Origin of the sequence: Thioalkalivibrio thiocyanoxidans ARh2 (assembly GCF_000385215.1) — a bacterium.
GTDB classification, from domain to species: domain Bacteria; phylum Pseudomonadota; class Gammaproteobacteria; order Ectothiorhodospirales; family Ectothiorhodospiraceae; genus Thioalkalivibrio; species Thioalkalivibrio thiocyanoxidans.
Genome location: NZ_ARQK01000051.1, coordinates 15,019 through 26,869, shown reverse-complemented (window position 1 = coordinate 26,869; position 11,851 = coordinate 15,019). Strand labels below are relative to the sequence as shown.

Genomic DNA, 11,851 nt, shown 5'->3' with positions numbered 1-11,851 from the left:
AGCCCCGGAGACCGGGGCTTTCGGCATACATCGAGTTTTATGCGGACTTCTCGTCCTCGGCCTCGTCGGCGTCGAAGTCGAAGGTGCCGACATCCTCCCCGGCCATCTGCCGCTGGACGAACCCGACGTCCGTCGAGTTGAGGGCAAACGGGAAGGACAGGATGTCCGTCGGGCTGGAATCGCCGTAGGGGCGGTTACAGGCCGAGACTTCCTCGTCCGACTTGCCGGGGCAGCCGGAGGTCTGGAACGGCTTACCGGAGGCGATCAGTTCGTCCACCTCGGACTGCGGCAGGCCGAAGTCCACCACCTGTCCGTCGGCGTTGAACTTCATGTCGTCGATACGGCCGCCGGCGTAGTCGATCACGAAGCGGCCCAGCTGCACGCGGCGCCACTGGTCACGTGGCACCGGGTTCCAGTCTTCCATCAGCGAGCCCTCTTCCGGGAAGAAGGCAAACATGTGGTTGTGGCCACCCAGGTCGCGGATGCGCTGGCAGACCTGCAGGATCTCTTCCTCGGTCTCGCCCATGCCGCAGATCAGGTGGGCACCGAACTTCTCCGGGCCGAAGATCTCGGCGGCCCACTCGATTGCCTGCCAGTATTTGTCCCAGGTGTGCGGGCTCTCGACCGACTTGCCGCGGGTGCGCTCGAAGATCTCCGGGGTCACCGCGTCCAGCGCGACGGTGAAGATGTCCGCGCCCTTGTCCCGCAGGAGCTGGAGGTCCTCGTAGCTCATGGTGGTCGGGTTGGACAGGATCGACACCGGGATGTGGTTGACCTCGGCGACCCACTTCTCCAGCAGCTCGACGGTGTCGGCGTCGGAGTTCGGGTGCGTGATCATGGAGATGCACATGCGCTCGAACTGACCGGCGTCGGAGTTGTTCTTGACGCGCTCGATCACCTCGTCGTACTTGGCGGTCGGCCAGTCCACGCGGATGAAGTTGCGGTCGGCGTAGTCACGCGATTCCTCGCGGTGGCGCGCCAGGCCGCAGTAGGAGCAGTTCGCGCGGCAGCCTTCCGGGTAGGTGACCAGCAGGTTCAGGCAGTGGGTGCAGGACGTGCGGTGCATGGTACCCGGCACCAGGCCCAGCGTGATCGCCGCCGCCGTGGACATCTGCACGTACTCCGGCGAACGCATGTCCGGGGTCTTGATGTGATAGTCGGGCCGGTAAAAGTTGATCGGCGCGACCATCTCCTCTGCACTTGCACTCATGGAATTCCTCCAGCGTTGTTCACCGGGTGCGGGGCACCCGCCAACCGGGCCTACGCGGCCTGGTCACCATCGTTGAAATACTCGGAAAATGCAATCCATCCGCGGCGCTGCGTGGCGTCTTCCTGCGCCCGCGGCGTTCGCCAGTGTTCGTTCAGGAACGCGCGGCGCTTGCAGGCGCGCTCCAGGGCCGGACCATACTGATCGCGCATCTCCTCATCGTAATCGTCGAAGGCCTCGGCGTCACCCTCGAGATGCGCAATCGCGGCCTCGCCCGCCGCCTCGCCGGACACCACGGCCGCGGCAATCCCGGCCCCGGTAATCGGATGGGTAAACCCGCCGGCATCGCCCACGAACAGGACATCGCCCCGGTACAGGGAATCGCGCAGGCCGCCGACCGGGATCGCGCCGCCCGTACGGTGGCGGATCTCCTCGCCCAGCAGCCCCTGCTCGACGAGCTGGGCATGCAGGGAATCCAGCGGCGTCTTCATGTCGTTGTCGATGCGCTTGTCGGCACCCAACCCCAGGTTCGCCCATTCCCCCTTGGGGAACAGCCAGGCGTACCCACCCGGGTAGTCGTCCGACAGCCAGACGTCGGTCGCGGTATAGGGCTTTTTCAGCGGCACCGTGTACTGGCGGGTCTGCACCACCGGCAACGCAGGCAGACCCAGGGATTCGGCTACCGGGGAATGCGGGCCGTCGGCCGCGATCAGCACCCGGTACTCGATCGCGCGTTCCTGCCCCTGGTGCTTCACGGTCGCCACATGCCGTTCGGCATCCACGCGTTGCAGCGGGGTCGAAGTCACCAGCTGTGCGCCATTGGCCTGCGCCGCCTGGATGATCGCGCGGTCGAACTCGCCGCGATCCACCATCAGCCCGGGGAAGTCGGAGTGCTCCACAGCCCCGGAGGGCAGGAAGCTCTGCATCGAGTCGATACGCTGCAACAGCACCCCCTCCGCCTGGGCATAGGCGCCCATCGGGTTGGGGATGAACTCCGCGCACTGCACCGGTTCCCCGAAGGCCTTGTTGCGCTCGACCGCCAGGACCGACAGCCCGGCCGCCGCGCACACGCGTGCCGCCGAGGCACCGCCCGGCCCCAGCCCGACCACCAGGACGTCGACCTTCTCGGGGAGCATTACGGCCGTCCCCCGACCAGTGGCGCCCACAGGACCGTCATCCCGCCGATTCCTCGGTCTCGGCCATCGCCAGGGCGGACTGGATCGCCGCAATGAAGTCATCCACGGTCAACTGCAGCATCTCGACGTCGCGCTCGGCAAAGAAGGCGCGCACGCGCTCTTCCATCTCGGCCTGCGGCGTGTCGCGCAGGGCCGCCTCGAGATCGGCGATGGTGCGCGCGGGCTTGACGAAGATGTCCCCGGTCAGCCAGAGCTGTTTCAGGCGCTTGCGCTCCGGGTCCAGCGCGACACCGACGCGCATCAGACCGCCGTCGGACTTGAAAATGCTCTCGAACATCGGGGCATCGGTGGCCGGGCGGTTGCGCTGGTAGACCCACTCTTCGGTATCGATCTCGGCCAGGGCCTCTTCGAAGGCCTTCTGCTCCTCGGGCAGCAGATCCGAGGGGGCCAGCTCGACCGCGAACTCCTCGGCGAAGGCCCTGGCAATCGCGTCCTTCACGTGGTTCAGATCCGGTCGCTCGCCCAGCAGGGTCGCCAGATTGACCACACGATCGCGAGCCGACTCGATCGCCTTGTTGGAGAGCTTCTCGGCCGGGATCCGCAGGATGCGCAGCATGTCCTCCACATCGAACTCGATCAGCAACGTGCCCTGGTACATGATCGAGTCGCCGTCGAATGCGCCTCCCGTGCCGGAGATCTTGCGCCCGTCGACCTCGATGTCGTTGCGCGGGCGGAATTGCGCATCCACGCCCAGCGTGCGGATCCCGGCAGCGGCGGCATTGCAGATGCGCTGGGCGATCTGCCCCATGTCCGCGGTCCCCAGGAAACGCTTGTCGAGGTACAGCTCCCAGCCGAGCTGGGTCGAATCAAAGTAGATCGCGCCGCCGCCGGTGATCCGGCGCTGGATCGCAATACCGTTTTCCTTGCAGTACTCGGTATTGATCTCCTGGTCCACGTTCTGATGAAAGCCCACCAGCGCACAGGGCTCGAACTGCAGGAAGCGCAGGGTGTGCGGCGATACGCCTTCCTGGTGGCACTCGAGCAGGGCCCGGTTGAAGGCCATGTTCTCGGCCGCCGGGCGCAGCCCGGTGTCCAGGACGCGCAGGGTCTTCTGGTCGCGCTCAGACATGGCAACCCCCTCCGGCCGCGGCGTTGCCCTCGGTCACGATTCGGATCCCGCCAAGGCCCTGGCGCGCCTTGCGTTCCTGCTCGCGACGCCGGGCCTCCTCTGCCACGATGGTGTCCAGATCGATTTCGACTCCGCTCTCCGCAGAGGTGCCGTCCTCCGCCATCACCTCGTCGCCGACGGCGATCGAGCAGCAGGCCGGCGTCACGCGGACCTTCTTGCCCAGGCGCGCGGCCAGTTCGACCACACCCTCGGCCGGGTGCGCAATACCGGACAGGCCGGCCATCACTGCATAGCTGTCGATCTGGCTCTTCGCCTCGCCCGGCGGACGCGCACAGCCGAGCAGCAGCGGGGTATCCCCCAGACGCTCGCGCGCATCATGGAAGAAGCGCCCGACCGCATGCACATCCGGGGTCTCGAACGGGCGACTGGCCGGGGCATAAAACGGCATCACGACCACCAGCACGACGGCATCCGGCAGGTGGCGCGCGAGCATCTCCAGCGCGTTCCACTCGCCCAGCAGCTTGCCGTAGTGCAGGCCGATCACGATGTGCGGGACCACCTTCATGTTGGTGTTCACCAGGCTCTCGAGCGTCTGCTCGAAGTCATCCACGCTGCGGCGCAGGTGGTAGACCTGCGTGATCGTGTCCTGGGCACCGATCACGTCCATCATCGCCGCATCAATGCCGGCCTGCTCCATCGACGTCGCGATGTTGTCGTCGACCAGCGCCGTGTGCAGCGCGATGCGAAATTCGGGGAATTCGTCCTTGATACGACGAATCGTGGAGTAGTACGGGTCGTACTCGACCTCGTTGCGGTGATTCGAGCCGCCCGTCAGGAGCATGCCCTGGGCGCCGGACTCGATCACATTGTTCACCTGGGCCCAGAGGTCTTCCGGCGTACGCACCGGGATCATCGGCTCCAGGATCTTGGCCTTGCAGTGATCACAGGCGAGCTTGCAGTCGCCCCCGGTGATCGACATCGCCGGCCAGGCGCTCTTGCCGCAATCAGCGAGTTCGCTTGTCTGGTACGACTTGAACGTCGGCGTATAGAAATGCACCGATCCGGGATCGGAGCCCCGCTGAATGCTGTGCTGGAGATCGTTCACCAACGCCGCATCGACAGGGATGTCTTCCAGGGGTTCGACCCGCTGGATTACCTCGTTCCAGGTCGTCATCAGCTTGCTCCGGATACCACAGAATCAAAAAAGGCCGCCGAACACTGGGGAACGGCGGCCGTAGGGAGACGCTGACTCAGCAGCCGCCGAAACCGTCCGCTTCCATCTTGGCCTCGAACGCGGCCAGGGCGTCGGAGCCGGTCTTCAGGTCGCCGACTTCGCCGTCCCAGTCTTCCGGCTTCAGCTTGATCAGCCAGCCTTCGCCGTAGGGATCTTCGTTGATCAGACCCGGGTTGGCGGCGACCTTGTCGTTGGTTTCGGTCACTTCACCGGTCACCGGGGTCTTCGCCGGACCCACCCACTTGCCGGATTCAACCGTGGTGCAGGACTTGTCCTTCTTCACGGTCTTGCCGACCTTCTTGGGGGTGAAGGACACGATGGTGCCGGCCAGCGAGCACGCGTAGGAGGTCAGGCCCACGGTCGCGGTACCGTCGCTTTCCTTGCGCACCCACACGTTGTTTTCAACGTTGTACATCAGATCTTCCGGAATATCACAACCCCGTACTGCGCCCATGTTTTCCTCCAAGCGTGAAAGTAATAATGCGGGAAAATTAAAACGTTATCGTTTTATCACTACGCAGAATCAGGTCCGCCAGCTCGCTCGCCCGATTCACTTCATCGACCTCGTCGATGAGATCCAAAGACGCGTCGATTCTATACCCCGGCAAAGCGGGCTGGCAAACGTGCAAACGCACGCCCGCGCGTTTTGCGTCCTGGATAAAATCCTTGATCAGCTTGCCATCTTCCATGGCCCTCAGGTCGTCGGCCACCCCCTTCTCCATCAGGCGAACCCCTTCCATGGTGAAGAAGATGTACACGTCCACGTCCATCGAGGCCATCACAGCCCCCAGATAGAACGGCGTCGCGCAACGCTGCGGTGTAGACGGGCCCGAGGTCATGATGAACACGACCGTCTGCTCGTCGTTGTCCAGATAATATTCGTTGTCCAGATCGGCCATCGTGCCCTCTATCGCAGCTTGCGTTGACACTCGATGTCTTCATCCTTCGCCCGCTTGCAGTAGCCCTCCTCGGCCTTGTCACCGGTCAGGAACTGCTCCAGCGCGGCGTCCGCGCCGTTGGTCGCCTCGACACGCGCGATCCATGCGTTATACGGGTCGGAGTTCAACAGCACCGGATTCTCCAGCACTTCTTCATTGCCCTCGACGATCTTGCAGTCGATGAAGTTCGGTATCGGACCGGCCCATTTGCCGCTCTCGATGGTGGCGACCGGCTTCCCGGGCGGCCGCCGGGTGCCGGGACGGCGCACGCGCACGTGAATAATCTTGCCCGCGATCGTCTGCGACAGATCCGTCATCCCCACGGTCAGGGTGTCATCGTCCTCGCGGCGCAACCAGATCTGGAACTCGTCGTCGTAGAACAGTTCGGGATGAAACTCGCAACCGTTGCAATCCATGTTTCGCCTCGTTCCCGGCATCGACACAAAAAACGGGCGCCAGGCGCCCGTTTTTCGAAGATACTACTGGGCCATGCGGGCCAGATACCCGGGGATCAGATGACCCCCTTCTCCTTCAGCAGCCCGATGGAATCACTCACGTTCTCGTGGATGCCCAGCTTGCGCGGAGACAGCCCCATCGCCAGACCCAGCAGCTGAGTGAAGTACAGCACCTTCACGTCGGTCTTGATGCCGAACTCGGTCTCGGCGCGGACCTGGTGCATCTCCAGACCGGAGTGGCAGGTCGGGCACTCGGTCGCGATCACCTCGGCACCGGAATCCTCCGCCGACTGCAGCAGGTTCAGCACCAACTGGGTCGAGGTATCGGAATCCGACAGGGTGTGCGCGCCGCCGCAGCAGGACGTCTTCAACGGATAGTCCACGTTCACCGCGCCGGCGGCACCCAGCAGGTCATCCATGAAGTGCGGCTGGTAGCTCGAATCCGAGCCCGGGCCGTTGTCCTTCTCGGGGAAGATCTGGCGCGGCCGGGTGTACATGCAGCCGTAGTAGTTGGCGATCTTGATGCCGTTCAGGCTCTTCGTCATCTTCTGCTTGATGCCCTCGGGCCCCAGCTCCTCCATCAGCCACTCGAGCAGATGCAGGGTGCGCACGTCACCGGTGTAGACCGGGTCGTCGGACTTGCGCGCCAGATCCTGGACGGTATTCATCGCGTCCTGGGAGGTGGCAGTCTCGTACTCGGCCTTCTTCAGGTTGTGGTAGCAGCCGTTGCACGGCGCCATCACGGTGTCCATGCCCATCTGCTCGGAGGCGATGGCCATGTTTCGGGCCGACAGGTACGTCTGCAGCATCGGATGGATGTTCTTCACCTCCATCGCACCGCAGCAGTTCCAGTCGCGCAGGTTCTCCATCTCGAGACCCAGCGCCTTGACCAGCACGCGCGTCGAGCGGTCGTACGGGCCGCCGGACCCCTCGAGGGCGCAACCCGGGTAGTAAGCAACCTTAGCCATGAGCGGCCTCCTTCTGTTCGCGCACGTAGTTCTTCAGCACGTCCCCGGTCTTGCCCCAGGACTTGGTGCGCGGCGTATGTACGGTGTTCATGCCCATCGCCATCAGGTGCTTCACCGGCAGGTGCTTCATCATGCGGAAGATGAACACCTTCAGCCATTCCTGGACCAGCGGCTGACCGGTCTTCTTGAAGAAGTTCTGCATCACCTTCCCGTCTTCGATGCGGCCGGTCTTGTAGATCTGATCGGCAAACTCTTCGTCGAAGATGGTCGACGGGGCCTTCTCGGTGATCCCTTCCTCTTCCATCCAGTGCGCAAGGGCCTTCATCACGCCTTCCGGCTTCACGTCCTTCGGGCAGATGTTGGTGCACTTGTTGCACGACACGCACTGCCAGATGATGTCCTTGTCCTTGACCAGCTCTTCTTTCATGCCCAGGCGGGTCAGGTAGATCCAGTAGCGCGGATTGAACTGCACGTTCTGCGCGTACATGGTGCAGGAGTTGGTACAGGACCCGCACTGCCAGCAGCGGTGCACATACTCGCCACCGGCATAGCCCTGGATCTTCGTCTCGAAATCGTCGTCGTAATCGCGAACGGTCCGCGGCGCGATCATCGTGTTCCAGTGTCCGGACACGTCCACGCCGTCGACCACCAGCTCGTCGTGCTGCTGGAGGCGTTCGTCCTCGATCAGTGCCTTTTCATGTATTGCCATGACGTCTCTCCGAAAACCTGTGCTACCAGGCTCAAGTTCGTTCCATTATTCAATGCAGCGACGCATCGTGACCTTTCAGGCGTCCTTCCGGGGAATCGATCCCCAGGAGCTTTACGCCTAGCTCCAGCGGGTCCTGCTTCGCCCCGAACTGGTTGTCGATCATGCCCAGACTCATCGACAGCGAACGCGCGTAGTCGGAGTAGGCCTGCACCCAAACCAGATCCGTGACAAACGGCAGGTCGCGGTAGAAGCCTTCCTCGGCCAGCGCATCGTAGAACCAGCGTCTGGCCCCTTCGATCGCCCCGACGGTCTCGCCAATCGGAATCGACCGCAGGGTGTCGTTCCCGCGAATAAACTCGCGCAACGCCCCAGTCGTTGTCCCCGTGTCCCACACCCAGCGCGTGGCCAGCGGGACCGTCTCGGGATCCGCGAAATGCAGGATCTCGGCACCGAAGTCCCAGAACCCGCGTCGCAGTTTCTTGTCGTCCCCGGCCAGATCGGCAAAGGCCGCCAGCCGCGAGTCCAGGTCCGCATCCGGGCGCACCAGAGCGCGCATCCCGTCCACGAGGGCCCCCTGGCGTTCACCCATCACACTCGCCAGCTTGCGGCGCACCGCAAACACCAGACCGGCGAGCGTACGCAGGTCCTCGGCATCCATGTCGTCGCCTTTCGCGACCACACCCGCAAACACTTCGTGCTTGGAGCGCAATGCCTCGATGAAGGTTTCCAGCCCGTCAACCCCGCCGGCCTCGGCGATGGCCTCGTTCAGGCTGTTCAGCTTCGTCGCGAGGATCTCCTGATCAAAGGTCACCTGCAGCGGCTCCGGGTTCACACCCGGAGCCGCTTCGTCGCTGACGACCTCAGCCGGCTTTCGAAACCAGCGCATGCAGGTCCGCGACCGCGCGACCACCGGCGGCGGCACCCTGAGTGATCGAGTCGTCGATCGTCTCAGGGCCGTAGGCCGCACCGCAGGAGTAGATTCCCTTGCGGGTGGTGCCACAGGTGTTGGTGTACTGCTCGGCCTTCTCGATGAAGCCGTGCTTCTCGAGCCCGACACCGAAGACCTGGGAGATTTCCGGGTTGTCGGCGTTCGGATCCATCCCGATGGCGTGCACGACGATGTCGAACGGGATCACGATCGGACGCTTGACCAGGGTGTCCTCGCCCTTGACCAGCAGCCGGCCGTCGCCGGAGGACGTGACTTCGGCGATACGCGCCTTGACGAACTTGGTTTTGAACTCTTCCTGGGACTTCCAGTAGAACTTGTCTTCGTACAGGCCGAAGGTCCGGATGTCCATGTAGTAGATGAACACGTCCGTTTCCGGCGAGATCTCCTTGATCTCCATGGCCAGGTTGGCGGAGACGGTGCAGCAGATCTTGGAGCACCACTCACGGCCGATCTGGCGATCGCGCGAGCCCACGCACAGCAGGATGCAGACCCGTTCCGGCACGCGGCCGTCGGACGGGCAGGCGATCTTGCCGGAGGCCACCATCTGTTCCATCTGGGTGGTGGTCAGCACGTCTTCGTACGTGCCAAAGCCCCACTCCGGCTTGTTGATGGAATCGAAATGGGTGAAGCCCGTGGCCAGCACGACGGCGCCAGCCTGGACCGATTCGCCGTTGGTCAGCGTGGCGGTAAAGTTACCGGCTTCGCCATCCAGCTTCTCGACCTTCGCACCCTTGTGCACGGTCGCATTGGAATCGTCTTCCACACGCTTGACCATGCGACCGATGGCGTCCTTCGCCCACTCGCCGGAGGGCACCAGCTTGGCGTAGCCCGACAGGATCGGCGCGCCACCCAGGACGTCTTCCTTTTCGACCATCACGGCCTTGAAACCGGCCGAGGTGACATTGGCGGCGGCGGCCAGCCCGGCCGGGCCGCCACCCACTACTAGAACAGTATCTTGCTGCATCAGACTTTGCCCCCGTAAGCGAGCTCAGGATTGTAGAGGTATTCGATATTGCCGGCCTCGACTTCCTTCAGGTATTCCTGGAAGGTCTTCTTGGCCTCGTCCCAGGAGATTCCCATCTTCTCGACCAGGTCTTCGCAGGGCGATGCGTGCCACTGCAGCTGGACGATCTTGAACGGATCCGCGCCGCAGGCCAGGGCCGCGAACTGGACTTCCGCCATGATCGGAATCTGGAAGTTCTGGTTGTGGGCCTTACCGATCCACTGGTTCTTGTCCATCGTGGTGACGCAGCCGGTATCGTTGGCCAGCATCACGTCGGCGTTGGCTTCCTCGCGGGCCACGCGGATCTTGCGATCCATCGTGAACGAGCGGGTGAACTCGCGCTCGGAGATGATGTGGCGGAAGCCGAAGCCGCAGCAGTCGTACCAGGTGGAGTAGTCGATCACCTGCGCACCCAGGGCCTGGGCAGTGGAGGTGATGATCGCGGTGCGGTTGCCACCCAGCACGGACGGGTCATACACCGCATCCTCGTGGACCATCTTGTAGTAATGGCAGGCCACGTGGGAGGTGGTGCGGATGTTGGACACGTCGATGGTCTGCAGCTCGGAAGCGATGCGGTTGCGCATCACGTGCACCCACTCGGAGTAGTGGATGATCTCTTCCGGAATGACCAGCTTGCCGTCGACCAGGCGACCCAGCTTGCCGAGGATCTTGGTGACCTTCTCGCGCAGCTCGGCAGACTCGACCAGATACTTGCGGATCTCCTTGTAGTTGCCGAAGGAGGTGCCGCAGTGGACGAGCGGGTAGAAATGACCCAGCTCGTGTCCGTGCTGCTTGCCGGAGACGTAGGCCTGGTGGAAGTTGCGCAGGAACACCGCGGCCAGCGACTCGACGTTCCCGATGCCGGAGCCGTGGTAGTTCCACGCGGTGCAGGAGGTCTGGTCGGTCTCGTCGAGGTAGTCCTTGCCCGGCTCGAAGCCGAACTTGTTCATGAACCACAGCAGCGAGGTCGGGTAACCCGGGATGTTGCCGCACTGACCGCACGACTTGTGGTGCCACAGCTGCTTGGTCGGGACCTTCTTTTCCCAGCCGAACAGGGTATTCACCGTCGCCGGCTCGTGTTCGTCATTGATGCGATGGATGATGATCTGGCCATCCTTCTCGAGCTCGTACATGTGCTCGCGGATGTCATCCATACGGTCGCCGAGGTCGATGGTGCGGCGGTCGACATGCTTGCGCACCCAGTCGGTCGCCTTGATCGCGTCTTCCTTCGACAGGTCGGTCGCCTGGAAGAAGGAGCCGTGACCGGCGATACCCTGGCCGTCGGTGTTGTGGAAGCCGGGCTTCATGGTGCCGGCGCCGGCACCCTCGCCGTTCTGGTTGTGATTGCCTGGGGTCTGTTCACTCATAACGCTTCTCCTGATGTCCTGGAGTGGAGTCGGAAACGGGACGACTTACTCGTCGTCTTCCTCTTCCTGCTCCTCGAGCCAGTCTTCGTAGTCCTCGCGCTTCTCGTCGATGAAGTCTTCGATCACGTCGAAGAGGTTCTCGTCCATCAGCTCGAGGGACTTGAGCACCCCGGTCATTTCCCAGATGGTGTACATCTCGACCGAGGTCTTCAGGGACACTTCCCAGGCGGTCTCGACCGTCTGCAGCGTCTTCACCGGAATCGCCTTGCGCAGGATGCGCAGGTCGCCTTCCACCTTCTGGATATTGGGACCCCAGTCGGGGAAGTGGTCGGGCTGGATCATGTCGGGCGACAGCTGGTTGCCCGTGGTGATCAGCTTCAGCATCACGCGACCGAACGGGCGCAGCACGTCCTTCGCGGATTGCATTTCGTGCTTGATGGCCACCTCGCGCATGATCGCGACGAGGCCACCAGGGGAATTCTTGAACGGGCAGCGAGCGGCACAGGTCATGCACTGAGCGCAGGCCCAGATCTTTTCCTGCATCGCGTCGTAGATCTGCTCGACGTTTTCGGTCCACAGCAGCTGGACGATCTCGCGCGGGGAGTAGTCATAGAACTGAGCGGAGGGGCACGTCGCCGTGCAGATGCCGCAGTTCAGACAGCCGTTGAGTTCGTGGTCGTAGCGAAAATCTCCGCGGATGTCGTCGAAGATTTGCTGCATCTCAGCGTATGTCGCCATATGTCACCTCTTCGCTGT

General features: G+C 63.2%; 13 protein-coding genes. All 13 read right to left on the bottom strand.

Annotation, left to right across the window (positions count from 1 at the left end; genetic code table 11):
* Positions 1-37: 37 nt before the first annotated feature.
* The 13 genes from G372_RS0107510 to G372_RS0107450 all read right to left on the bottom strand — a co-directional run bounded on the left by G372_RS0107510 (position 38) and on the right by G372_RS0107450 (position 11,815).
* Positions 38-1,210: a radical SAM protein gene (locus G372_RS0107510; protein WP_018862489.1), complete on the bottom strand. Its 1,173-nt coding sequence runs from the start codon at positions 1,208-1,210 to the stop codon at positions 38-40.
* A gap of 50 nt (positions 1,211-1,260) precedes the next feature.
* Positions 1,261-2,343, bottom strand: coding sequence for a geranylgeranyl reductase family protein (locus G372_RS0107505; protein WP_018864920.1), 1,083 nt, complete (start codon positions 2,341-2,343; stop codon positions 1,261-1,263).
* A gap of 37 nt (positions 2,344-2,380) precedes the next feature.
* Positions 2,381-3,472 carry a lipoate--protein ligase family protein gene (locus G372_RS0107500; RefSeq protein WP_018864919.1) on the bottom strand — a complete coding sequence of 364 codons (1,092 nt, stop codon included), beginning with the start codon at positions 3,470-3,472 and terminating at the stop codon, positions 2,381-2,383.
* On the bottom strand, positions 3,465-4,646 hold the full coding sequence (locus tag G372_RS0107495; RefSeq protein WP_019623631.1) for a radical SAM protein: 1,182 nt from the start codon (positions 4,644-4,646) through the stop codon (positions 3,465-3,467). The genes G372_RS0107500 and G372_RS0107495 overlap by 8 nt, the downstream gene beginning before the upstream one ends.
* A gap of 76 nt (positions 4,647-4,722) precedes the next feature.
* Complete coding sequence (locus tag G372_RS0107490) at positions 4,723-5,160, bottom strand: glycine cleavage system protein H (RefSeq protein ID WP_081601199.1); 438 nt, start codon at positions 5,158-5,160, stop codon at positions 4,723-4,725.
* Between the two features lie 37 nt (positions 5,161-5,197).
* Positions 5,198-5,605, bottom strand: a complete 408-nt coding sequence (locus tag G372_RS0107485; RefSeq protein WP_018864916.1) for a DsrE family protein — start codon at positions 5,603-5,605, stop codon at positions 5,198-5,200.
* Positions 5,606-5,613: 8 nt separating this feature from the next.
* Positions 5,614-6,060, bottom strand: a complete 447-nt coding sequence (locus G372_RS0107480; protein ID WP_018864915.1) for a biotin/lipoyl attachment domain-containing protein — start codon at positions 6,058-6,060, stop codon at positions 5,614-5,616.
* Positions 6,061-6,155: 95 nt separating this feature from the next.
* A complete protein-coding gene (locus G372_RS0107475; RefSeq protein WP_018864914.1) occupies positions 6,156-7,067 on the bottom strand; it encodes a CoB--CoM heterodisulfide reductase iron-sulfur subunit B family protein in 912 nt (303 codons plus the stop codon).
* Entirely contained in the window at positions 7,060-7,776 is a 717-nt protein-coding gene (locus G372_RS0107470; protein WP_018864913.1) for a 4Fe-4S dicluster domain-containing protein, read from the bottom strand. The genes G372_RS0107475 and G372_RS0107470 overlap by 8 nt, the downstream gene beginning before the upstream one ends.
* A 49-nt stretch (positions 7,777-7,825) precedes the next feature.
* Positions 7,826-8,698 carry a hypothetical protein gene (locus tag G372_RS0107465; RefSeq protein WP_020008846.1) on the bottom strand — a complete coding sequence of 291 codons (873 nt, stop codon included), beginning with the start codon at positions 8,696-8,698 and terminating at the stop codon, positions 7,826-7,828.
* Positions 8,637-9,665, bottom strand: a complete 1,029-nt coding sequence (locus G372_RS0107460; RefSeq protein ID WP_018864911.1) for an FAD-dependent oxidoreductase — start codon at positions 9,663-9,665, stop codon at positions 8,637-8,639. Before G372_RS0107460 ends, G372_RS0107465 begins: the two co-directional genes overlap by 62 nt.
* A gap of 23 nt (positions 9,666-9,688) precedes the next feature.
* The gene (locus G372_RS0107455) at positions 9,689-11,095 is read right to left on the bottom strand and encodes a heterodisulfide reductase-related iron-sulfur binding cluster (RefSeq protein ID WP_018864910.1); all 1,407 of its coding nucleotides are present in this window, start codon (positions 11,093-11,095) and stop codon (positions 9,689-9,691) included.
* A 45-nt stretch (positions 11,096-11,140) separates the two neighbouring features.
* Entirely contained in the window at positions 11,141-11,815 is a 675-nt protein-coding gene (locus tag G372_RS0107450) for a 4Fe-4S dicluster domain-containing protein (RefSeq protein WP_017941141.1), read from the bottom strand.
* Positions 11,816-11,851 lie beyond the last annotated feature (36 nt).